General features: G+C 61.9%; 20 protein-coding genes. 6 read left to right on the top strand and 14 right to left on the bottom strand.

What is annotated here, in order from left to right; translation table 11 throughout:
- Positions 1-130 precede the first annotated feature (130 nt).
- A complete protein-coding gene (locus H4V96_RS01615; protein WP_196856742.1) occupies positions 131-649 on the top strand; it encodes a hypothetical protein in 519 nt (172 codons plus the stop codon).
- Between the two features lie 360 nt (positions 650-1,009).
- Here H4V96_RS01615 and H4V96_RS01610 read toward each other — a convergent pair whose 3' ends face one another.
- From H4V96_RS01610 to H4V96_RS01590, 5 genes are all read right to left on the bottom strand, one after another.
- Positions 1,010-3,841 (bottom strand): ATP-binding protein, encoded by a 2,832-nt coding sequence (locus tag H4V96_RS01610; protein WP_196856743.1) that lies wholly within the window; start codon positions 3,839-3,841, stop codon positions 1,010-1,012.
- Between the two features lie 8 nt (positions 3,842-3,849).
- A complete protein-coding gene (locus tag H4V96_RS01605; RefSeq protein WP_010394717.1) occupies positions 3,850-4,593 on the bottom strand; it encodes a hypothetical protein in 744 nt (247 codons plus the stop codon).
- Positions 4,586-5,968 (bottom strand): hypothetical protein, encoded by a 1,383-nt coding sequence (locus H4V96_RS01600; RefSeq protein ID WP_029496138.1) that lies wholly within the window; start codon positions 5,966-5,968, stop codon positions 4,586-4,588. Before H4V96_RS01600 ends, H4V96_RS01605 begins: the two co-directional genes overlap by 8 nt.
- Positions 5,969-6,250: 282 nt before the next feature.
- The gene (locus H4V96_RS01595; RefSeq protein ID WP_010394712.1) at positions 6,251-7,024 is read right to left on the bottom strand and encodes a DUF3108 domain-containing protein; all 774 of its coding nucleotides are present in this window, start codon (positions 7,022-7,024) and stop codon (positions 6,251-6,253) included.
- A complete protein-coding gene (locus H4V96_RS01590; protein ID WP_280720659.1) occupies positions 7,025-8,143 on the bottom strand; it encodes a DUF3108 domain-containing protein in 1,119 nt (372 codons plus the stop codon).
- A 149-nt stretch (positions 8,144-8,292) separates the two neighbouring features.
- Between H4V96_RS01590 and H4V96_RS01585 the strand changes: the two genes are divergently transcribed.
- Complete coding sequence (locus tag H4V96_RS01585) at positions 8,293-9,000, top strand: PhaM family polyhydroxyalkanoate granule multifunctional regulatory protein (RefSeq protein WP_010394695.1); 708 nt, start codon at positions 8,293-8,295, stop codon at positions 8,998-9,000.
- A gap of 202 nt (positions 9,001-9,202) precedes the next feature.
- Here H4V96_RS01585 and H4V96_RS01580 read toward each other — a convergent pair whose 3' ends face one another.
- The 6 genes from H4V96_RS01580 to H4V96_RS01555 all read right to left on the bottom strand — a co-directional run bounded on the left by H4V96_RS01580 (position 9,203) and on the right by H4V96_RS01555 (position 15,820).
- Positions 9,203-9,418, bottom strand: coding sequence for a hypothetical protein (locus H4V96_RS01580; protein ID WP_010394693.1), 216 nt, complete (start codon positions 9,416-9,418; stop codon positions 9,203-9,205).
- A gap of 63 nt (positions 9,419-9,481) precedes the next feature.
- Positions 9,482-11,206: a tetratricopeptide repeat-containing response regulator gene (locus tag H4V96_RS01575; RefSeq protein ID WP_196856744.1), complete on the bottom strand. Its 1,725-nt coding sequence runs from the start codon at positions 11,204-11,206 to the stop codon at positions 9,482-9,484.
- Between the two features lie 11 nt (positions 11,207-11,217).
- Positions 11,218-11,937 carry a HAMP domain-containing sensor histidine kinase gene (locus tag H4V96_RS01570; protein ID WP_010394690.1) on the bottom strand — a complete coding sequence of 240 codons (720 nt, stop codon included), beginning with the start codon at positions 11,935-11,937 and terminating at the stop codon, positions 11,218-11,220.
- Between the two features lie 120 nt (positions 11,938-12,057).
- Entirely contained in the window at positions 12,058-13,689 is a 1,632-nt protein-coding gene (mnmC, locus tag H4V96_RS01565; RefSeq protein WP_196856745.1) for an FAD-dependent 5-carboxymethylaminomethyl-2-thiouridine(34) oxidoreductase MnmC, read from the bottom strand.
- On the bottom strand, positions 13,689-14,291 hold the full coding sequence (locus H4V96_RS01560) for a DNA-3-methyladenine glycosylase I (RefSeq protein ID WP_196856746.1): 603 nt from the start codon (positions 14,289-14,291) through the stop codon (positions 13,689-13,691). The genes mnmC and H4V96_RS01560 overlap by 1 nt, the downstream gene beginning before the upstream one ends.
- 38 nt (positions 14,292-14,329) lie before the next feature.
- Positions 14,330-15,820: a PLP-dependent aminotransferase family protein gene (locus H4V96_RS01555; RefSeq protein ID WP_196856747.1), complete on the bottom strand. Its 1,491-nt coding sequence runs from the start codon at positions 15,818-15,820 to the stop codon at positions 14,330-14,332.
- A gap of 107 nt (positions 15,821-15,927) precedes the next feature.
- Here H4V96_RS01555 and H4V96_RS01550 point away from each other — a divergent pair, with 107 nt between their 5' ends.
- Positions 15,928-16,389: an OsmC family protein gene (locus tag H4V96_RS01550; protein WP_010394684.1), complete on the top strand. Its 462-nt coding sequence runs from the start codon at positions 15,928-15,930 to the stop codon at positions 16,387-16,389.
- Entirely contained in the window at positions 16,390-17,043 is a 654-nt protein-coding gene (locus H4V96_RS01545) for an FMN-binding negative transcriptional regulator (protein ID WP_196856748.1), read from the top strand.
- Positions 17,044-17,149: 106 nt separating this feature from the next.
- Here the strand turns inward: H4V96_RS01545 and H4V96_RS01540 are convergent, their stop codons facing one another.
- Both H4V96_RS01540 and H4V96_RS01535 read right to left on the bottom strand, forming a co-directional pair.
- Positions 17,150-17,707, bottom strand: a complete 558-nt coding sequence (locus H4V96_RS01540) for a helix-turn-helix domain-containing protein (RefSeq protein ID WP_010394680.1) — start codon at positions 17,705-17,707, stop codon at positions 17,150-17,152.
- 15 nt (positions 17,708-17,722) lie between these two features.
- Complete coding sequence (locus H4V96_RS01535; protein WP_196856749.1) at positions 17,723-18,109, bottom strand: hypothetical protein; 387 nt, start codon at positions 18,107-18,109, stop codon at positions 17,723-17,725.
- Positions 18,110-18,147: 38 nt separating this feature from the next.
- Here H4V96_RS01535 and H4V96_RS01530 point away from each other — a divergent pair, with 38 nt between their 5' ends.
- Together H4V96_RS01530 and H4V96_RS01525 are read left to right on the top strand one after the other, a co-directional pair.
- Entirely contained in the window at positions 18,148-18,417 is a 270-nt protein-coding gene (locus tag H4V96_RS01530) for a hypothetical protein (protein ID WP_196856750.1), read from the top strand.
- 12 nt (positions 18,418-18,429) lie between these two features.
- Positions 18,430-19,248 (top strand): response regulator, encoded by an 819-nt coding sequence (locus H4V96_RS01525; protein WP_010394676.1) that lies wholly within the window; start codon positions 18,430-18,432, stop codon positions 19,246-19,248.
- Here H4V96_RS01525 and H4V96_RS01520 read toward each other — a convergent pair.
- Positions 19,226-21,793: a TonB-dependent receptor gene (locus tag H4V96_RS01520; RefSeq protein ID WP_196856751.1), complete on the bottom strand. Its 2,568-nt coding sequence runs from the start codon at positions 21,791-21,793 to the stop codon at positions 19,226-19,228. The two genes, H4V96_RS01525 and H4V96_RS01520, sit on opposite strands and share 23 nt — an antisense overlap.
- Positions 21,794-21,966: the final 173 nt, after the last annotated feature.

Below are 21,966 nucleotides of genomic sequence, written 5' to 3'. Positions count from 1 at the left end.
TGCTTCGTGACAGGGCATAGTGCGTTCATGCCATGCAAATGTCAACAAGCAACCTTTACCGTTTGAGTAACGTCACCGCCTGTCCCCATCTCGCTTACAATCGCTGTTTTACCCGTACCCGAATGCCGACATGGAAACCACCACCCTCGCCCTGCTGCTCCTGGTCCCGCTGCTGGTCTGGCGCATTTATTCGCGCCTGAAGAAACTGGTTGCGCGCCAAAAATCGCAACCGTGGAAGCACTGGAGCGTGGCGATCGCCTTTCCCGCGCTGCTGCTGTTCCTGGCCACGACGACGAAATTCGACGTCTTACCCCTGTCGAGCCTGGGCGCAGGCGCGCTGGCCGGTGGTTGGCTGGGCGTGCTGGGCTTGAAGCTGACCCGCTTCGAGCAAGTGGGCAAGGATTTTTTCTTTACCCAGCACCGCTATCTGGGGCTGGCCATCACGATGCTGTTCATCGCCCGCTTACTTTACCGTGGCATGGAAATCTACCTGAACACGCGCCTGGACGTGCCGGTGCCGCCACCGCCATTCGGCCAAAGCGCGCTGACCATGGCCGCCTACGGCCTCGTCATCGGCTACTACGCCGTGTATGCATGGGGCCTGCTGCGCTGGCGCCAGAGCAACAAACCGCTGCAGGCCGCCGAGTAAGGCTGGGGTCAGATACTAATGCCGTTAAGTTAGTGTTAGTGATGCTATTTTTAGCCCAAGAACAAGGACTGGGGTCGGACCCGGCGGGTCCGACCCCAGCTCTTTGCCTCTGGGGTTAGCGAATTTACTGGCGCTCATCACAAGGCCGGCAAGGCCGGGGTCAGGTCCGGCATTCGCGGCAAGGCCGGGGTCAGGTCCGGCATTCGTACACGTTCTCAGCCTTGGCCGATTCGTTGAAGAATGCTCACTCGACTTTCATCGAGTCCGTGCCCACGCTGAGCACGTCCTGTTTCATGGCCGCAGCTGGCGCCGAACACGTCAGCGCCAGCATGCTCGCGGCCAGCATGCTGGCGCAGCGTATCACGCAGCCTTACTTGGTACGGGCTCGACTCTGCGCTGCAGCACGAAAATCGGTTGCGCCCATTGCATATCCTTTTTCTTCTTGCTGGTGATCAAAGTGAGCTCCGACGGATCGTAGACATCCGTGTTGTGCGTCAACGGCGTCGTCATCAGGTATTGCGCTTGCGTGTTCTTCAGGAACTCGCCCACCAGCTGGATGTTGCGGATGTCGAGGTGGGCAAACGGTTCATCGATAAAGACGAAGCCGCCGGAACCGTCTTCCGATTTCAGCAAGCCGATCAGCAGCACCAGGGACTTCATCACCTGCTGGCCACCCGACGCTTCGCCATCATTCATGCCGATGATGCCCTTGCCATCGAACTTGAAACGCACGTGCAAGCCCGCCTGCGACAGCTGCACATCGTCGTTTTCCAGGCGCACAGGGTCGGCATGCACTTCGATGCCGGCCAGTTCACCGAGTTCCTTGATGTTCTTGCTGTAAGTCTTGATGGTGTAGCGCAAGCGTTCCATATAGGCGCCACGCGCATTGCCCGTCGCTTCGATGGCGCGATTGTTCTGGTAGCGGCGCTCGTCCGTTTCCGACTGGCGGCCATGCAACTGGTCCGACAGGCGCTGGTGCTGGTCGATGACGGTGGCGTCGAGTTCCCAGTCGTCGCGCGCCAGGCTGTTTTGCAGGCTGGCTACGCGCAAGTCGACCTGGTGCGCATTCTGGTGTTCGGCCACGAGCGCCGCGCGGCGCGCAGGACGGCGCCAGCTTTTCGGCAAGTGGCGCCACGCATGGCGCAAGGCCAGCAAGGCACGCGCATGCTCGGCGCGCTGCTCGATTTGCTTCTTGTAGCCCAGACGCGCACCGGCTTCCGCTTCGGACAGGGCCAGGCGTGCGTTTTGCCACACGGTATCGGCGCGCGTGCGCGCCACGGTCGCGTTCTTGGTCAGATTTTGCAACTCGCCAAGGCGGCCTCCCACGTCCAGACGCTCTTCCATGAGCGGCTTCGAATTGCGCAGCGCTTCGGCAAATTCGTCCTGGCGCGCACTGAGTTCCTTGGCCGCGTCGACGCCGGCGATGCGCGCTTTCAGGGCGCCCACGTCGGCCGCCAGTTTCGAGATTGCCAGCGTCAGCGTATCTTCCTGTCCTTCCAGGCCCGGCAGGGAGCGCAGCAGCGCTTCCAGGCGGCCGCTGCGGCCAGCCTGGCCGAAGCGGTAGCGCGATGCTTCGACGAACAGCGAACGGCCACCGCGGCGTTCACGGTGATACGCCTCGGGCGTGATCCACTCTTCATGGCTGCCCAGCTTGAAGCCCGCTTCGACGGAATCGACACGCGCAATGCGCGACAGCTGCTCGATCAGCCAGCTTGGCACGGGCGCGGAAAATTTCACCACCGCCAGCAAGCTCTCGTCTTTCGCCACCGGCGCCGTAACCAGCTCGGGTACGATGAAGTGGCGATAGCGTTCTTTTTCCGCCAAACGGTAGGCGGCAGCCGCATCCTTGGCCTGGTCCAGCAGGACCACCGAGGCGTAAGCACCCAGCACGCCTTCGACGGCGCCTTGCCAGCGGCTGTCCGTCACTTCGACGATGTCGGACAGCATGGCGTGGGCGATGCCCGCATCGCGCAGCGCGCGGCGCATGCCGCGCACATTGTCCGGTTCCGGCATGGCCGTCTTGCCTTGCAGCGCGGCGATGGTTGCCTGCTCGCCCGCGATGCGCGCCGACAAGGCGTCGCGCTGCTGGCGCTGCTGCAGCAATTGCGCTTCCTTCTGTTCCAGCTGCGCCGCCACTGCGGCGATATCGCTGCCCGAGTCCGCTGCCAGCTTGTGCAAACGGTCTTTTTGTTCCAGCAGGCTGTCGAGCGGTTTCAGTTTTGCATTGATCAGTGCGAGGCGACTCTGCAGGCCGATCGATTCCTGCTCCAGCAAAGTCTCATTCATCTGCGCGTCGGACAAGGCCTTCGCTTGCGCCGCCAGCGCATTGCGTTTATCCGTCAGTTGCTGGTCCGCCTGCGCCATCGGTTTGCGCGCATCGCGCAATTGCCGGCTGGCCGTAGCCGCCTTTTCGCGCGCCTCGTGATACTGCAGGCTGGGCAGCACTTCTTCCAACAGGTTGCGGCGCTCTTTATGCAAGCCTTCCCACTGGTGGTAATTGGCCACGCGCAGGCGCAAGCCTTCGAGGTTGGTCTTGGACGCTTCCAGTTCCGTCTCGAAGCGTTTCAGTTCCACTTCCGTATCGCGCTGGTGGCGCTTGGCTTCATCGTAGGCGTCCAGTACTTCCTTGTCGCCGAACACCTGGAATACCAGGTCGAGCAGCTGGCGCGGCGCGTATTCGCATAATTTGTCCGTTTCGCCCTGCTCCAGCGCCAGCACTTTCGACATGGCGGGCGACAGGCCCGCATTGGCCAGACGCTTGCGGTAATTTTCCACGCCGAGCCAGTCGTTGGCGTCCGTGATGTCTTCGATCTGTACATTGCCTGGACGCATCAGATACTGGCGCTTCCAGTCGCCGCCATTCTTCTGGATCTGGCAAAACAGGGTCACTTCATCGTCGCTGAAGAAGCCGGAACTGCGGAAGGGGCGATTCGACAGCTGCTTGCCCACATTCTTGTTATCGACCACCGCGCGCAGCCAGGCCGTTTGCTGGCCCGAGTGGCGCGCATAGTGCTTATACGTGCGCCCCATCGAACAGTCGAGGCCGAACAGGGTGCGCAAGGCATCGAGCAAGGTGGTCTTGCCCGAGCCGTTCTGGCCCGCAATGGTGATGATCTTCGCGTCGAGCGGAATATTCTTGATGCGCTGCCAGTAATCCCAGTGCACCAGTTCAAGTGATTTGATATGAAACATGGGCGCTTTCAGTGAGGGAGGTCGGGCGAAGCTGCGTCGCCGGCATCGCCGGCGTCTGACAGGTCACCGCTATCGGCGGACAGCTCGTCGCTCAGGTCGGCATCGGGGTCGACGGCGACCAGGCGCGCGGGCGCCCGCTTGAACACGTCGGCCAGGGCGCCGTTGATGATGCGCTCTTTCAAGACGTCGGTATCCATCATCAGATCAAGCAGCGGGCCTTCCAGGATAAAGTCGCCGCGCCGCTCGATGAAGCCCAGCTTGGCCAAGGTGCCCAAATTCATGTCCATGCGCGTCTTCTTGCCCAGCTTGTCGCCGAAGTCAGATAGCAGTGCCTTGTAAGAAATGCCGATCGAGGCGTCTTCCGCGCGCGGCAGCGGTTTTTCAATGCCGAACATATCATTTTGATCATCGTCGGCGTGCTGGTGCGTTTCCTGGCGTTCACGCTTGGGCAAGATGATCTGCGCCCACAGCACTACCAGCAAGGCCACGCCATCGCGTGCCAGGCCGAAATTATTGTTTTGCCACACGTCGCGCGCGCCGAAAATCTTCGGTTCGATGGTGCGCGTCAGGGCCAAAGTCACATGGTCGGCATACACGTTGTCGAGCAGTTTCAAGCCGCAGGCCAGCAGGCGCGCATCGATCTCGGCGCGGAACAGCTCGTCGGACAGCACGCGCTTGACGAGCTTGTCGTCGCGGCGCAAGGTTTGATGCGTGAGCAGGCGCGCAATCAGGATTTGGGAATCGTCATTCATCAAAGGTGGCGCCATCTAAATCAAGTGAAACATTCAGTGAAAGCGAGGCGATCGACATGGCCGCCACGTGGGGGTCGGTCAATTGGACCATCTCGTCGGTCGGTGTAAAGGTAATCGGCAAACGTGCCAGTTCGGCCGTCGAGCCTTGCAAGCTCGCTTCGGATACATCACCGAGCAACGGCAGCATCGAGGCACGGTAGGACGCCACGGCAAAGCTGGCCGGCAGCAGCGAGTCCTGCACCGGCACGCTCTTCGGCCCCTCTTCGACGATGCTGGGGAAATTGCCCAGGCTGGCAAAGTTCGACAGGCGTTCGAGCAAGTCATCGAGTTCAAGCTGCATGGCGGGACCGTCGCTGATGGTAGTGGGCGCATCCTCGCCGCTAGGCAGGCCCGTGTTGGTGACGCCTGCCGCCCGCTCGGACAGCAGTTCCGTTTCTGCCACGTCGATCATCTCGGCCGGCGTGGCGAACAGGGGCACGACAGGCTGGTCGATGGCGCCCTCGGCCAGGCTGGCCAAGTCCTCATGCAACAAGAGCCAGCGCTTGATGTCGGTGGTCGACAAGCCTGACTGCCCCAGGTGCACGCGCTGGCGCTCGATCTGGTTCAGCGCACGCGAAAACATGCCCTGCATGTTCAGCAATTTACTTTGCGCGCGGCCGATCGCTTGCGCCGCTCTGTGCGTGGCGCTGTCCGCGTTTTCATCGGAGGTGATGGCGACGAGAATTTCCGAGCCTTTCTCGACCCAGTCGCAGGCCATATTCCATTTCGCTTGAGCCGTGCGCAAACGGAATTCGGAACCGGAGGCGATGGCGTCGGAAAACTCTTCCGTCAAGTCCACCAGGCGCCCCAGCAAATGCTGGAGCTGCTCAACGGAAACGCCGCCGACGGCTTGCGCACCGGCCACCTGCGACAGCAAGAAACCCATTTCCGCTTCGTCTTCCGTCTGGCCCAGGCCCAGCAAGCTGTCGATGGCGGACAGCACATTGCGCGCCATCGGCGTGACGCGGTACACGCCCTGCTGCGCATCCCAGGCCAGCAACTGGTTCGAGCGCAAGCGCAGCAAGACCGTTTCCAAACTTTCCGGCAACAGATACGCAAGTTTCGTATTGATATCGGCGCGCGTATACGCGGAGGTGGCCGCATCGGACGCCAGCTCGCGCAACACCAGCAGACGCACCAGCACGCCATCAAAACCGCCATGGAACAGGGCCGTAAACACTTGCAGCAAAGGCTGCGCCCGCTTCAAGTGAAAAACTTGCTCGATTTCATCGGCAGAAATATTGGGCTGAAAATGCGCCTGCAAGGAATCGTGATGCTCTTGCTCTGTCTGATTTGCATCCGTAGCCACGGCTGCACTTGCCATTATATCAATCATTCTTTTCCGGATGAGTGTTAAGCGGGCGGCGCAGCGGGCGAAAGCAGCGCTGCGGGGCGGGGGCGTCAGTATATCAGTTCTGACATGCAATTCGGCTTGTGGAAGAGGGGGATGGCGCTGTCGACAAATCGAGTGTTGCATCAGCAAAACAAGCAACAGCGAAAATTCGGGGTCAGACCCGGCTGGGGGAATGCCTTCCAATGGAAGGCATTCCAATCCGTCAGGACTGACCCCGGCACTTGCTTTGGGGTAAGAAAATCGAATACAAGCAAGCGTAGAAACCTACTTCTTGACGATCTTTTGCAAGGTTTGCTCGACATAATCGCCGCCGTCCGCATCGGCAAACGTCACCTTCACCGGATACCATTCCAGCGACGGTGCCAGCCACAGGTCCACTTGCTGGCCCTTCTTGTCCGGCGGCGGCGCCTTGACCAGGTGAATCGCAGCAACCTCGCCCATGCCGGTGGAAACAAGCTCTTCCTTGATGACCTTGAAAGTCCACGCTTCCGCATCATGCGCGCCGGCCACGAAGAACGCCCATTCCGAGCCGGGGATGAATTTTTCGGGCACCGCACGCGCCACGCTGGCCAATTGCCAGACGGCGCTGTTGCGGTCCTGTTCGCCGCCTTTCAGCGCATAGCTCTCGTCGCCTTCGCCAAAGACGATGGTCTTGCTGTCGCGCTTGAAGGTAGTCGTGACGGCATCCTTGCGGAAGCGCTTTTCCACGAATTGCGCCGGTGCCAGGCCGAAATCGTCGACCGCGCCCTCGCTGCGCTGTTCCAATATCTTGCCGAACAGGGCAGACTTGGTTTCAGCCAGCAGCGAATACTTGCCGCCACCCACGCGCCAGTTGCTGACCGATTCGCCGGACAGCCCGATACCGCGCTGCCGGGCCTTGATCGAGTAGACGAGGTCTGCCGATGGCGCCAGCTTGTACGGGCGCTTGATGACGGGATGCTCCACGGGCGCGTCGGCCATCGCGGGAGTGAGGGGAGTGAAATTAGCGGCCAGCAAGCTGGCGAGCAAAACGCGTTTCAACGTGATCAAAGCAGTCATTTATTTTCCTGTAGCGTCATTGACGCGAATATGGGTCACGGTTTGCGTGGTCAAAGCCCCGCTCGCCTCAGTATTGCGTATTTGTACCGGATACCATTGCATGGACGGCGCCAGCCAGATATCGAGCTGCGACGAATAGGTGCCGGGCCTCGGTGGCCGGCGCAAATGCCAGGTCAGCAGACGGCCCATTTTGGTATCGAGCTCTTCCTCACCCACCAGCTGGAAGCGGAACACGGTCGCTTCCTTTTCCTCGCCGACAAGGATATCGATATTGCCGGCCAGCTGGTTGACGTCGGCGCGGCCGATGGCGGCCAGCTGGAACGGCACCGTGGCCTTGTCTTGCGCCTGCTCCTGCCACGGCGCCGTGGCCGTCGTGGCCGAAAACGTAATGACCTTGGCGTCGCGCTTGAAATGCGTTGCCGTTTGCGCGCGGCCCTTGCGTTTCTCGGTAGCCATGACGGGCACGATGCCGCTCGCATCGACCACACCTTCGCTGCTCAGCACCAGCAAGTTAATGCGCGTGATCAGCATGCTCAAGCCCACTTCCAGTGTCAGGTGGTAAGTATCGCCACTGTTTTCCCACGCCATGGTGGCCACGCCCTGCCACTTGGTACCATCCGCATCGCGCCGGTCCACGTGCAAGTCGAACTGGGCCGAGGCAGGCACATCCGTCCTGTAGTGCCGTACCTGCTCGACATCTGGCGGTGGCGCGCTGGTCGGCGCGGGCGCAGGCGCCGTGGCGGCAGGCGCTGCCACGACGGCGGGCTCGGACGTAGCCGCGCCTTCCGGCACGTCGCTGGCCGGCGCCGTCCACTGTGGCGCTACGCTCGACGCCAGCACCGTCGGTGGTGGCGGTGGTGGCGGTGGTAGCGGTGGCGGCCTGGGCTTGGGCACGGGCGGCAGTTCGGGCGGCGGCGGCGGCGGCGGTGGCAGCGGCAAGGGCTTGGGTGGCTCGGCGATCAACACCATGCTGACCAGATGCGCATGGTCCTGCCCCGACGGCACCATGCCCGCATGCGAGGTGAGCCAATCGAGCGCCAAGTAATGCAGTGCGCCTATGAGCGCGACACAGATGACGCTGCGGCGACGCGATGGCGAAAAGAAGGAGTCAGGCATCATGAGCGGTAGTGTAACGCTTACACCCCACTTTCAGCTGCTTGCCCGCGCTCAACTCCTGATATTTTATGTAAGAAAATGTTGGCCTCTTTACGTCAGTTGCAAGCTGATATCTGCTACGCTAGGGACATCCACCTACCAGGAGATTTCGCATGGCAAACCCGCAAATGCCCCAAATGCCGGGCGCAGCAGTTGTGACCGACACCCTCGACTTCGTCAAGAACCTGTGGGGCAGCATGAGCGTGCCCGGCATGGGCATGCCTGGCATCACGGCACCGACCATGTCGGTGGAAGAGCTGGACAAGAAAATCAGCGACCTGAAAGCCGTCGAAGCATGGCTGAACCTCAATACCAGCATGCTGCGTGGCAGTATCCAGGCGCTGGAAGTACAGCGCGGCACCATCGCCACCCTGAAATCGATGGGTGCATCACTGGCGGCGGCCATCACCCAGCCCGGCGCCAGCGAGAAAACCGTCTTGGAATCGGTGCCCTACGCTTCCGCATTTTTCCAGCAGGTGTCGCCTGCAGCACCCGCAGCACCCGCGCCGGCACCAAAACCGGTGCCGGCCCCGGCGCCCGCTGCGGCGGCGCCCGGCGATGCCGGCAGCCAGGCAGCAGCCCAGCTGGCCAATCCGAGTGCCTGGTGGAATTTATTACAAGATCAGTTCAAACAGGCGGTGTCAACGGCCATGTCGCCCGACGCCGCTGCTGCGGCAGCGGCCAGCTTTGGCCAGAGCAGCGAGGCCAAGCCAGCCGCCAGCAAGCCTGCACAAACAGGCACGGCAGCCAAGGCTACGCTGCGCAAGGCGCCCGCGAAACGCGCAGCGCCCAAGTCCAAGGCACCAGGCAAGGCCCAGTAAGCGTCAGAAAATTATCGTGCCATCATGCGTCACAGCGCCCGATGCCATGCAAGGCGCTGCACAGCAGTGCGCGCACTGCCGGCAGTGGGCTCGCCTCGGCGCCATCTTGCAGGGCGCCGCTTGGGCTGGCCAGAAAGCGCAAGCATTTATTCGAGCTCACTGAATAGTCGAGCTCACTGAATAGTTCAAGCCGGCAAGGTAATCAGGCGATACGATGAATGCGGATCGCCTCGATCATGTTGTCGGCCTGGCGTTTTACGTCACCGATCGTGATCAAGCCTTCGTCGGCCAGCGCCTTGGCGTGCTCGTACGAAGACTGGAATGTTTCCAGCGTGTCTCCCTTGGCGGCGACCGGGCGTACCCAGGCAATACTGCCGACCTTCATTTTTTTGTACACTTCATTGACCACATCACGCATAGTTTCTTCCTTATTGTTGTAAAGCAACTCAGCACGGGATTACCCACGCTGACCCCTAGTTTATCATCCGGCACGCTCGCGCATGGATTTCCCGCCGTTTTCCGGCGCCGGTGGCGTTTTTCCCGGCAGCTCGGCAGCCGCTTCCACCCCGGACGGCGGCGTCAACTGCACCAGTTGCTCCATCAACTGTGCAAAGCGCTGCTGTCCTGGAGCAATTTTATCGACATACAACAACACTTCCATGGCTTCGGCCGCCAATGCCGCCTGGTAGCCGCGCTGTTCCAGGAAAGACACGATGATTTGCACAGAATTGAACAAGATGCGCAGGTTGTTGGGTAATTTTTCACGCGCCGTGCGCATCCAGGCGACCGCTTCGTTGAGCTTATCCGTCTTCCACAGCAGCACGCCCTTGTTCATCAAGTCCGATGCTTCCTTGCGCGCAGCGATGATCAGGCTGCTGCCTTCATCGCCCATCTTCGCCTTGTCGAAGATTTTTTGCACCTCGTCTTGCACCACCTGGTTATCGTGGTTATTCTTCACCACATAGCACAGCAGGCCGGATGGCACATCCTTGACGCCGACGGCGAACAGCAGCGTAGCCAATTCCATGCAAATATTTTTTTCAGGCCGCGCCGGGTCTTCCAGCAGCATGGTTTCGAGTTCGTCGCCACACTTGCGCGCACGCCGGTAATCGCCGGTTTCGTGGTGCACCATGCCTTCCGTGATCTTCGCGCGCAAGCCAATTTGTTCAGGCGAAAATTCGCGCTGCGCCATCAGCAACCATTGCAGCGCCTCCTTGGCATCCTTTTTCAAGCCGCACGCGCGCGCCAGCCCCAGGTAGGCGTCGGGCGTCTTCATGACGGAAAACTCGCCGATGGAAATACATTTGCGAAAAGCTTTCTCCGCCATGCTGACATTGCCGACTTTCAGGGCGGCCAGTCCCAAGTTGCGCTGGCGCGGCACGGAATTGGGTGACAGGCGCGCCGCCTTTTCCAGCACCGCGCACGCTTCCTCGTGCTGGCCCATCAACTGGTAGGCGACGGCCATCTGGTCGTAAGCGTCGATGTAATACTTGTTTTCGACGATCACGCCCTGGAATATCTGTCGCGCCGCCTCATGCTCGCCGTTATTCATGCGGATCTTGCCCAGGCCCGCCCTGGCCCAGCTGTAATCGCGCTCGGCCAGCACTTTTTCATACACGGCGCGGGCCTTTTCCGGCTCGCCGCTTTTGAGCAGCAAGGATGCCTTCATGCGCAGCAATTCCAGCACGTGCAGCGCATGGACCTCGATCTGCGCATCGCATAATTTGGCCGCGCGCCGGTAGTCCTTTTCCAAGCAAGCCTGGTCGATTTCGCGAAATACCTGCTTCTTGTGCCACACGCGGTTCAATCGCGTCAGCAGCACGCCTTCCGTGATGGGCTTGATCAGGTAGGCGTCGGGCTGGTGCTCGGCCGCACCCATCACCGATTCCACGCTTTTTTCGGCCGACACCATCAGCCACACGCTGGACGGCGCGGTCAGGTTGCGCACGCGCGTCTCTTCCAGCACCTGCTGGCCATTCTTGCCTTCACCCAGGTTGTAGTCGCACAGCACCACGTCATAGCGCGTCTTGGCCAGCAGCTTCATGGCTTCGCCGCCACTGGCCGCCTGGTCGATATAGCGCGCACCCAAGTTGCGCAGCGATTCGCGCAGCAGGATGCGGATGCCGATGAAATCGTCGACCAGCAGATAATGTTTGTCGGCCCAGTCGGTGCTACCGGCTTCGGTGGCTTGGCTGTCTGTCGTCATGGCATCCTCGTTCAGGGCAGGCGCACGATGAAACAGCCGCCGCCCAGCGCACCGCCATTTTCCAGGGCGATGCTGCCGCTACTGCCACGGTGCTTGTGCATCTTCGCCACGACACTGGAAAAATACAGGCCCAATCCGGTGCTGTTAGTGGAAAAATCCACGCCGGCGGCCTTGCCATCCATGGCAGCGCTGCCCGCGTCGAGCAGCGCCTGCGAGTAGCCGTCGCCATTGTCTTCCACGCGCAGCTCCAGCAAGGCACCCACCTGCCGCACTGACAAGCGGATCGTGTCTTTCGTGTAGCGAATGGCATTGTTGATCGCATGCGCGAGCACGCCGATGATCAGGTCTTCATCCAGGGTCCAGATCAGCTCCGGCGGGCAGGCTATCTCCAGGCCGATGCCTTTCGATGCCAGCAGGATCTTTTCCTGGCCCACCACCTGCTCCACTACCTGGCTCACCAGTTGTGGCTGCACGTCGAAGGGGTAACCGGGCTTGCCCACTTCCTTGTACAGCGCCAGCAGCTGGATCAGGTTATCGTTGAGACGCTTGGTCTGGTACAGCATTTGCGCCATCTGCAGGTAGGCCGGGTCGGCCTGGGGCACGGGCTTGGCCTGTTCGGCCGCCAGCAAGGATTCCAGCGTGCCGCTGACCACGCTGATCGAGTTTTTCATATCGTGCACGGTCGACGCCAGGAACAGGAAAAGCTCGGGCGAGCTGTGTTGATCTTCCACCGGATATCTCCTTGGGGGCGATGCTTAAATATTGCCGAAGGTAAATTATACCGCCCGCATCTGGATGCCAGCCAGCCGCGCGCAAAGAGCGTGACATGACGCAACAAGGCCTTGCGCTTTTCAGGCGTTGCGGCGGCGTTCGCGTAACAAAAATCTGGCAGGGTCCAAAGCGGCGGCCAACTGACTCTCCAGCGGCAAGGGCTCGCCCTCTAGCTGGCACGCGAGCAACTCGGCCGCCAGCGGTGCCCATATCAGGCCGCGCGAGGCGTAGCCGAGCAAGCCAAACAGGCCGGGCCAGCACGGCACGTCGCGCAAGCGCTCGCAGCGGCCTGGCACGCCGGGGTCGGGCAAGGCGCCCGCCAGTGGCAGGCGGTCCGGTGCCATGCAGCGAAAGCCCGTGCGCCCGGCCAGCGGCGCCTCGAATGGGGCCACGCCAAGGATGTCGGCGATCTTCGCAATATTGTCGTGCTGGCTGGCCACGCGCAGGCTGCTGTCTGCATCGGCATCATAGGTCGCGCCCACGCATACGGCGCCCTGGTGCGCCGGCGTCATATAGGCTTCGCGGCAGACGACGAAGGGCAAGCCAGGCAAGCTGCCTTCGGCCAGATGCGTAACTTGGCCACGCACGGCGTCGAGCGGCAGGCCGGCCGCCTGTTCGAAATCCACGGCCCCCGTGCCTGCCGCCAGGATGACTGTGGGTGCCGCCGCGATCAAGTCACCTTCGGCATCGCGCACCAGCCATTGCTCATCGCCACGTTCGAGGCGCAGGGCGCTGCTGGAAAAGCGCCGCGTGAGCAAGGCGCCGCAGGCGTCGAGCATGGCCGCGCAGACGGAGGCTGGGCGCGCCCAGCCGCCCTGCGCAAACCACCAGGCGCCATCGGGCGCAGGCGCGCCCAGCATGGCGCTTGCCTCGGGTGCCTCCAGCCAGCGGGCGAACTGACGCGGATACACGCCGCTGGCGGCGATCTGCCGCTGCACCTGCGCATGCGCGCCGTCGCGCGCCAGGTGCAGCACGCCGCTTTGCACACCCTCGATAGCGGCGCCGATGCCGCCCAGATCTTTCCAGCGATTCAGCGCGTACAGGTAAGCGGCGCGCACCAGGCGCGTGGGAATATTGTCATCCTTCGACATCAGCGGCATGAAGATGCCAGCCAGGTTGCCCGATGCCTCGCTGGCCGGCTCGGCGTGGCGCTCAATCAAGGTCACTTTCCAGCCGCGCGCGGCGAGCCGTTCGCAGGCAGCCGCGCCGGCCACACCCGCGCCGATGACGATGGCGCGACGTTCAGGCGCGGTGACGGCGGCATGCTCTGGACGCCGTGCATGAAACACGGCGCGCAAACGGCTCTCGTCGAAGACAAACCCGCTCTGTTGCAGCGCCGCGCGCTGCGCCTCGTCGAGGTGCACGGCCTGCAGCAGGCCGCCATCCACCATCAGGCGTGCCAGCACTGTCACGGCGGCGGGCACCCATGCCAGCAAGATTTCATCGATGCGCGCCGCTATCTGCGCCAAGCAGCTTAGGGCTTCGCCGATCATCAGGTCGAGGGTAATCAAGCCATCGCGCGAGACCATGCGGTGCAGGCCGGGCACGCAGGGCGGCCATTGCGTGCGCCATTGCTCGGGCAAGTCGCTGGCGTCGACGCAGCGCGGCGCCAGCGCGATGTAATGCAGGCGCCGCCCGTCATGGGCGGCACAGGCGGCGCCAAAGCGCGCGCCGTCGAAATCCGTGTCGAGCAAGACCTGCGCGCGGCGCATCAATGCCCCGCGCGGCAAAAGCAGGTGGGCGCATGGTCGTTGACCATGCCGATACCCTGCATATAGGCGTAGACGATGGTCGAGCCGACGAACTTGAAACCCAGTTTGAGCAAGTCTTTCGACAAGGTGTCGGACAAGGCCGTCTTGGACGGGAACTGGCCCGGCTGCCAGCTGTTGACGATGGGCTGGCCATCGACATAGGCCCACAAAAAGCTGTCCAGGGTCTGGCCTTGCGCGCGCAAGCGCAGGTAGGCTTGCGCATTCGTGATAGCCGCTGCCACCTTCAGGCGGTTGCGCACGATGCCGGGATCGAGCAGCAACTGCGCCACCTTGTCCGGGCCATACGCGGCGATTTTTTCGGCATCCCAGCCGTCGAAGGCGGCGCGGTAAGTGTCGCGCTTGTTGAGGATGGTTTCCCAGCTCAGGCCCGCCTGCGCGCCTTCTAAATTGAGCATCTCGAACAAGCGGCACTCATCGTGGCAAGGCACGCCCCACTCCGTATCGTGATAGTCGAGATAGCGGGGGTTGGCCGAATTGGCCCAGGAGCAGCGGGGTATGGCGGCAATAGTGTCAATAGTCGCAGTGGTCGCGGTGATCGTCATGGTCTTGGTCTTGGTGTGCAGGCAAGTGCCAGTATAGTTTATCGGCCGCGCAGGATGCGCCCCAGCTCCAGCAAGCCGTGCGCCATCTCTGCCGGGGGAATGGCGGCGAAGCCCAGCAGCAGCCCTGGTGGCGTGGCGCACGCCGGCCCCGCTGCCGGATCGGCATAGTGCCCTAGTGGGCGCAATTCGATGCCACGCTCCAGCCCCGCGCGCGCGACCATTTCTTCATCGTGGCCGGCGCGAAAATACGCACACAGCTCCAGGCCGCTATCGGCCGGGCCGCACACCAGTTGGTCGTCGAGTTCGCGCGCCAAGCCGCGCACCAGCTGGTCGCGCCGTTCTGCATTGCTGTCGCGCGTGCGGCGAATGTGCCGGCCAAAATGTCCCTCGGCGATGAAATCGGCCAGCGCCATCTGCGGCACGATGGCTGTGTGGCGGTCCATCACGGCCTTGGCCTGCACCAATGCTTCGGCCAGCGCGGGCGGCGCCACCATGTAGCCGAGGCGCAGGCCGGGGAACAGCACTTTCGACAAGGTGCCCACGTAGACCACGCAGCCAGCCCGGTCCAGACTTTGCAGCGAGGCCAGCGGCGCGCCCGTGTAGCGGTATTCGCTGTCGTAGTCATCTTCCACCAGCCAGGCTTTGTTTTGCGCGGCCCAGGCCAGCAGGGCCATGCGGCGGGGCAAGCTCATGCTCACGCCCAGCGGCATCTGGTGCGATGGCGTCACGTACGCCAGCTTCGCCTGGGGACAGTGCGCCACGCCGTACGCCACGTCCAGCCCCTGTGCATCGACGGGTACGGGAAAGACGCGCGCGCCAGCCGCGCGCAAGGGGCCACTGGCGCCCCGGTAACCGGGCGACTCCATCCAGGCCGAATCGCCCGGCGCCAGCAGGATGGTCGACAGCAAAAACAGCGCCTGCTGCGAACCGGAGGTGATGACAATCTGCTGCGGCGTGCACTGGACACCGCGCGAGGCCTTCAGGTACACGCACAGCAGCTCGCGCAGCGGCAGGTAGCCAGCCGGGTCGCTATAGCCGAAATGCTGGTCGGGCCGGCGCCAGCGCCGCGCTTCCAACCGGTTCCATACGTCGAACGGGAAATGATCGATGCGCGGCATGCCGACGCGAAAGGCGCGCAGCGAACCACGGTGGAACGCCACCTGGCGCATGGCCGCCACCACGCCTCGCCCGCGCGCCGACAGAGGTCGCAGCAGACCGGCGGCTTCGGCCTTGCCGGCCGGCGCGGCCACGGGCTGCGGCACATCGCGACTGACAAACGTGCCGCGTCCCACGGCACCGTCGAGATAGCCTTCGGCCGCCAGCAGCGCATACGCATTGAGCACCGTCTGGCGCGACACGGCCAGCAGACGGCAAAAGTCGCGCGTGGGCGGCAGCTGCATTCCTGCACTCATGCGGCCATCGAGGATGGCGGCCTTGATGGCGGCGTACAGCTGGCGGAACAGCGGCTCGGTAGCGCCGCGCTGCAGCGGCAAGGCGGCGATGATCTGGAACAGGCAGGAAGCTGGCATGGCGGCGCTCTTAAATTGGTATCTGCAAAATAGCACTTATTGGCTGTTTTAAATAGCCAAGAGGGGCGCTAAGATGACACTTTCCCTCTTACTTTCGTGGAGCGCCCATGCAGCAGTTTTTCGCCACCGTGGCCTGGCAGCGCGACGGCCAGGATTTCGCCAGCCAGCGCTATAGCCGTGGCCATGCATGGCAGTTCGATGGCGGCTTGCACGTGCCAGCCTCATCATCGCCCCTGTCCGTGCCGCTACCCATGTCCGTGGCAGAGAACGTCGACCCGGAAGAAGCGCTGGTGGCCGCTACATCGAGCTGCCACATGCTGTTCTTCCTGTCGCTGGCAGCGCAGCGCGGCTACGTCATCGACGACTACCGCGACGACGCCGTCGGCGAACTGGGAAAAAATGCGGCGGGCCGCCTGGCCATGACGCGTATCGTGCTGCGCCCGCACATCGTATTTTCCGGCACGGCGCCCACGCCAGAAGCCTTGGCCAGCCTGCACCACGACGCGCACGAGCGCTGCTACATCGCCAATTCGCTCACGGCCAAGGTGGTCGTGGAAGGAGCAACCTAGATGTACACGCCCGCCAGCTTTCGCGAAGAACGCCTCGACGTGCTGCATGGCCTGATCGACGCGCATCCCTTGGGCGCGCTGGTGCGCCAGGGCGACGATGGTCTATGCGCCGACCATCTGCCGTTCGAGATCGCCGCGCCCACGCCCGAGGCCCCCTTCGGCATCCTGCGCGCCCATGTGGCGCGTGCCAACCCGCTGTGGCGCGCGCCACCTGGACAAGAAGAATGCATGGTGATCTTCCAGGGGCCGCACGCCTACATCACGCCCGCCTGGTATGCGGAGAAGCAGCGCAGCGGCAAGGAAGTGCCCACTTTCAATTACGCGGTCGTACACGCACACGGCCCCTTGCGCGCCATCGACGATGCGGCGTGGCTGATGGGCTTGCTGGAGCGGCTAACGGCGCGCCATGAGGCGGATCAAGCTGCGCCCTGGCGCATCAGCGATGCGCCGGCCGAGTATATCGAGAAGATGTTAAATGCCATCGTTGGCATCGAAATTGCCCTCACGCGCATCACGGGCAAATGGAAGCTGGGGCAGAACCGCAGCATGCAAGACCAGGCCAGCATGGCGCATGAACTGTCGCTGGGGAAGCAAGCTAGCGCGGCGCGGGCGCTGGGTGCGCTGATCGCCGCCAACGTCACGCCAGCGCGCTGACGGCCGCCGACAACGTCAGGCACGATAGCGCCGTCGACACCAGAATGACGCGGCGCGCGGCGCGCCATGTTGGCCCCACAGCGCGCCGCCCACCTGCCGTCGCGCCTCAGGCCAGATGGCCTTCAGCCACCCAGCCACGGTTGGCCGGCGCGGCCTTCGGCTTGGGCGCGATGCCGCTGCTTTTCTCCGCATCGAGGATGATGCTGCGCATGCTGTCGCTGGCAGCCGGCCCTGGCGCGAACGCGTAATACTCATCATTGATGGGCAAGCCCGTCATCGCATCGACCAGCACGGGATCGGCAGCGAGGCCCGTGTCGCGGCTGGCGATGACGAGGCTGGCGCCTTCCGGCGCGAAGTTTTCATTACCCCAGGCAATAAAGGCTAGCAAGACAGGCTTGAAGGCGCGCCCGGACTTGGTCAGCACATAATCGTAGCGGGGCGGCTTGGCGCAATACAGGCGACGCGTCATCAAGCCGCCTTCCACCAGGTCAGCCAGGCGGCGCGTCAGGATAGTTGGCGCAATCTTGAGGCTTTTTTCAAATTCGTCGAAGCGTGTCTTGCCATAAAACGCTTCACGCAGGATGAGGATGCTCCACCATTCGCCCACCTTGCCCAGGCTGCGAGCGATCGGACAAGGCAAATTATTAAAGTTGGTATGTTTCATGACCATCTCCTCACATTAACTCAAGACAACAATCGAAAAATATCTCAGTTGCAACCCAAAAACTTGGCTAGGCCTAAAAGTAAACGGTGTCCGTGATAGTCGACTTGTCGCCGTCGGCGCAGGATGGGTGCGAGTGACACCCACGATCGTATTGACGTTCACGGCAATAGCCGCTACACCCTGACTTTGGCCGCAGTCAAGATTGGCCGTCGCAAGGGTGCAATTGGCGATGATTTTCAGGGCAGGGGCTATGGTCGCGGTGTTGCTGCCGTTCAAGTACACGGCTGCGTCGGCAGCGCCAGGCAAGAATGCCGTGCTGGCAAGCGCGACACTGGCGGCGGCGATACGGCACAGGAAAATAACTCGTAACATGATACCTCCCGATGATGGAACATCATTCATGCGTCCCCTTGATATGCCGGGCGTCGAGGATCGTCACGGTGTTGCCGGCATTTTTTAAAGCACGCACACCAGGACAACACAATGTTCGCGCCGAGAGCCACGAACATCAGATCTTCAACTTTTTTGCTGCATTTACAAAACAGTTTTTTTTCATCATCGACGTTGCTTTAAGTCAATGGATGAATGAATTATTAGCGATCTGGGAAATCGCCGCTTCTGCTGGCGGAGAAAGCTCTTTTGAAACACGAGAAAAGCAGAAAAAAAAGAAAAAGCCGGGTACAATAAACAATAAATTGCTTTTTGGTTAAGTTATCCATGCCATGTCATTGACCAACGAAACCACCAAAAAAAACATCTTGATCGTGGACGATTCGGCGTTAGAGCAGCGCTTGCTGATGGAGCTGCTTAGAGAGCAGCCCTACCGTTTCAGCATCGCGTTCAACGGCTACCAGGGCTACCAGCTGGCATTGGCCACGCATCCCGATCTGATATTGCTCGATGTACGCATGCCCGAGATGGATGGCTACACGGCATGTCGATTGCTCAAGGCCAACCCCGAAACGGAACAGATACCCGTGATCTTTCTCAGCGGTGCCGATAGCGCCAAGGAACGCATCACGGGCTTGCAGGTGGGCGGTGTCGACTACATTTCGAAGCCGTTCACGCCGGACGAACTGGTCGCGCGCATCCATATCCACTTGGGATTGATGCGTAAAAGCAACAGTACCTTGCCAGCCACGACGCTGACCCAAGACAGGCTGCAGCACCCCGACATGGTGTTCGTCAATGCGGTCAAACAGCTCATCGTCGACAACCTGGACAGCCTGCCCAAGCTGTCCGACATCGCCCGCAGCGTCGGCACGTACCGCGAAAAGCTGACCCATGTATTCCGCGAGCAAACGGGCATGACCGTGTTTGCCTTCATCCGCGAGGCGCGCATCGCCCGCGGCGTGGAGTTGCTACAGCAAACGGACATCGACGTGCAAGATATCGCCCTGCTGATCGGCTTTCACAACGCGGGCAACTTCGCCACCGCCTTTCGTGAACGCATGGGCGTCACGCCCAGCGCCTACCGCCAGCGCCTGCAGGAACAGACGCAGCGGCAGCAACAGGGTACTAGAACTTATAGTTCAACTTGAGCGATGCAAAGCGTCCACGCGGATCGGCCTGGGTAAAGTCAAAGCCGGTGGCGGCATAGTCCCAGGGCGCGCGTTTATTGGCCAGGTTTTGCACGATGAACGTGAGGTTCGCCTGCGGAGTCAGCTGCCAGCTGCTGGTCACGTCAAAGGTGCTGAAGGCAGCCACCGATTCGTCGAGATGCTTCTGCTGCGCATAGCTGCCCACATGGTTCCAGGTCAGGGTCGACGACCATTTTCCCTGTTCCCAGGTGGCCGACGTAACGCCGCGCCATTTCGGGATGGAACCGAAGTAATTGCTACCGGCGCCATTGGTCAGTGGTGCGCCATCGGACAAGGGCTCGGCAAAGCGCAGCACACGGCTCAGTTGGCCAGCCAGGGTCAGCTTGCCCCAGTCCTGGTCGACAAAGCGCTGGCGCAGGTCGATATCGATACCCGACACTTCGCGCTGCCCCTGGTTGCGGAACTGACGATACAAGGTCGTGATGCGTCCGTCGGCACCGCGCGTGATCTTTTGCGGTGCCGTGTTTTCATTCGCGAGTATGGTGGTGGCGCTGGCCGTACCGATCACACCATCTTGCTTGATGCGGTAGTAATCGAGGCCGATGCTCGAGCTGCTGGTGGGTGAGACCACCACGCCCAGATTCAGGTTGTTCGAGCGCTCGGGGCGCAGGTTCGGATTGGCGATCGTCATGACCGTCACGCCGCGCGACTGCGTTGGCGTCAAGGGGTCGCGAGCATCGATCACGCTGGTGTAGCTGACGGCGGTGCTATCGGTGATTTCCGGCAGCGACGGGGCACGGAAAGCACGGGAAACGGTACCGCGCAACAACAACCATGGTGCCGCCTGATAACGGGCGCTGGCTTTGGGCGAAAACGCATTGCCAAAGTCGCTGTAATGGTCGGCGCGGCCGGCCACGTTGACGGACAAATCTTTCACCACCGGCACATTCAATTCGGCGAACAGGGCCGACACATTGCGCGAGCCATTGATAATATTGAGTGCGGGGCGCAATTCCGTCCCCGACAGCACGGCCGTCGAGGTTTGCGAATCCATCTTCTCGCGACGCCACTGGACGCCAGCGGCAAACCCCAGCGGACCGGCGGGCAGGTGCCAGATATCCTTGGCCACCGAAAAGTCGAGCGTGTCGAGTGTCGATTCGGCCGGGCGCAGGGTCGACAGGCGCAGGCGCTGGCGCACCGCCTCGCTGTTTTGCGCTTGATCATAGAAATTGTAACTACCCTCGGCCAGTACTTTCTCGAATTCGTAGCGATTGACGAAGTTCTGCACCGTTTCCTCCAGCTTGCTACTGGAATGGGCAACGGCCGTATCCCAATCCCAGCCCGCCCAGGTACCCTTGGCACCGGCCAGCGCGCGGTAGAAGGTGACGCGGTCCTGCTTCAGGCGCGGCCCCAGGTCGAACAGGGTGGCCGTGAACGGCAAGGGCTTCATGCCCGGATTGTTCGGATGGCCCACCGGCAGCACCACGGCGATGGTATCGAGCAGCTTGGTGCTGTTGTTCCACACGCGCGTCGCGTTATTCACCGTCAGCGGCGCGCTGAAGGTTTGGTCGGCGCGCGAATAACTGTGCAGCAAGTCGACATACGCTTGCGTGTCGGCGTTCAGCTTGAGTGTGCCGCGCAACGCCGAGTGAATACGCTGGATGCCTGGAATCAGCGTTTTATACAGCGCCGGATTGTAGGCCAATACCTGGCCGTTGCGATCGGGATTGATGGCATTGTAGGGCACCAGTTGCAGCGGACCGCGCACGCCGCCCAGGGTCTGCGTGGGGTCGTTACCGGCGTAATTCGTGGCGATCCAGCCCAGGCTGCCGCGCTGCTGCTGGCGGTAATCGGCATCGCGCAGCCATGCTACGTCGCTTTGCTGCAGCTTGTCGCGCTGCTGGGCATCGGCCGAGAAGACCACGCTGTAGCCATCTTCCTCGAGCTTGCCGAAGCCCGTTTGCAGCGCCGCGCTCTTTTCATGCTGGCCCGTGCCTTGCGTCGAGCCGCCCCATTGCGCCGTGATGTCCGTGCCCGTGAATTGCTGGTACAGGATGATGTTAACCACGCCGGCCACGGCGTCGGAACCGTAGACGGACGAGGCGCCGTCCTTGAGCACTTCGATGCGCTGCACGGCCGCCATCGGCAAGCTATTGAGGTCAACAAAGGTTTGCTGCAAATCCTGCGCCGTGGCATAACTGGCCACGCGGCGGCCATTTACCAGGATCAGGGTATTTTGCTGGCCAATGCCGCGCAGCGACAGGCCCGAGGTGCCGGCCGAGAAGCTGCCCGTATATTGTTCATTGTAGCTATTGCCGCTGTTGGCGGAAATGGCGCGCAGCACATCGGCGACGCTGGTCTTGCCGCTGGCTTTCAATTCCTTGGCCGTGATGACCTGCACGGCGCTGGCGCCCTCCTTTTCGCTGACGCGGATATTCGATCCGGTGACGTTAACACGCAGCATGTCCTCTCCGGCGTGGGCGAGGACGGGGAAAGCGGGAAAGGCGGCGGCAATGGCAATACTGATGGCGAGTGGTTTAAACATGGTTTCCTCTTAGTGGGATTGCAGCCTTTTTTCGAAAAAAAGACCGAGCAAGGGCACGCGGACCGGTTGGGCCAGCGGGCAAACGACAACGGGATGGATGGATGGACTTACGGGATGCGTGGACGGGCACGCATCGGCATCGACTGGGCCATGCAGTGCATGGCCAGTTGGTG

Source organism: Janthinobacterium sp. CG_23.4, from assembly GCF_029892305.1.
Taxonomy (GTDB): domain Bacteria; phylum Pseudomonadota; class Gammaproteobacteria; order Burkholderiales; family Burkholderiaceae_D; genus Janthinobacterium; species Janthinobacterium lividum_D.
The sequence above is the reverse complement of the archived record's forward strand: the minus strand, read 5'-3'. Positions and strand labels throughout refer to the sequence as shown.

Bases quoted from the DNA above. Each gene is read 5' to 3' on its own strand.
- H4V96_RS01615 (WP_196856742.1), top strand. From the start codon at position 131: ATGGAAACCACCACCCTCGCCCTGCTGCTCCTGGTCCCGCTGCTGGTC.
- H4V96_RS01610 (WP_196856743.1), bottom strand. From the start codon at position 3,841: ATGTTTCATATCAAATCACTTGAACTGGTGCACTGGGATTACTGGCAG.
- H4V96_RS01605 (WP_010394717.1), bottom strand. From the start codon at position 4,593: ATGAATGACGATTCCCAAATCCTGATTGCGCGCCTGCTCACGCATCAA.
- H4V96_RS01600 (WP_029496138.1), bottom strand. From the start codon at position 5,968: ATGATTGATATAATGGCAAGTGCAGCCGTGGCTACGGATGCAAATCAG.
- H4V96_RS01595 (WP_010394712.1), bottom strand. From the start codon at position 7,024: ATGACTGCTTTGATCACGTTGAAACGCGTTTTGCTCGCCAGCTTGCTG.
- H4V96_RS01590 (WP_280720659.1), bottom strand. From the start codon at position 8,143: ATGATGCCTGACTCCTTCTTTTCGCCATCGCGTCGCCGCAGCGTCATC.
- H4V96_RS01585 (WP_010394695.1), top strand. From the start codon at position 8,293: ATGGCAAACCCGCAAATGCCCCAAATGCCGGGCGCAGCAGTTGTGACC.
- H4V96_RS01580 (WP_010394693.1), bottom strand. From the start codon at position 9,418: ATGCGTGATGTGGTCAATGAAGTGTACAAAAAAATGAAGGTCGGCAGT.
- H4V96_RS01575 (WP_196856744.1), bottom strand. From the start codon at position 11,206: ATGACGACAGACAGCCAAGCCACCGAAGCCGGTAGCACCGACTGGGCC.
- mnmC (WP_196856745.1), bottom strand. From the start codon at position 13,689: ATGCGCCGCGCGCAGGTCTTGCTCGACACGGATTTCGACGGCGCGCGC.
- H4V96_RS01560 (WP_196856746.1), bottom strand. From the start codon at position 14,291: ATGACGATCACCGCGACCACTGCGACTATTGACACTATTGCCGCCATA.
- H4V96_RS01555 (WP_196856747.1), bottom strand. From the start codon at position 15,820: ATGCCAGCTTCCTGCCTGTTCCAGATCATCGCCGCCTTGCCGCTGCAG.
- H4V96_RS01550 (WP_010394684.1), top strand. From the start codon at position 15,928: ATGCAGCAGTTTTTCGCCACCGTGGCCTGGCAGCGCGACGGCCAGGAT.
- H4V96_RS01545 (WP_196856748.1), top strand. From the start codon at position 16,390: ATGTACACGCCCGCCAGCTTTCGCGAAGAACGCCTCGACGTGCTGCAT.
- H4V96_RS01540 (WP_010394680.1), bottom strand. From the start codon at position 17,707: ATGAAACATACCAACTTTAATAATTTGCCTTGTCCGATCGCTCGCAGC.
- H4V96_RS01535 (WP_196856749.1), bottom strand. From the start codon at position 18,109: ATGAATGATGTTCCATCATCGGGAGGTATCATGTTACGAGTTATTTTC.
- H4V96_RS01525 (WP_010394676.1), top strand. From the start codon at position 18,430: ATGTCATTGACCAACGAAACCACCAAAAAAAACATCTTGATCGTGGAC.
- H4V96_RS01520 (WP_196856751.1), bottom strand. From the start codon at position 21,793: ATGTTTAAACCACTCGCCATCAGTATTGCCATTGCCGCCGCCTTTCCC.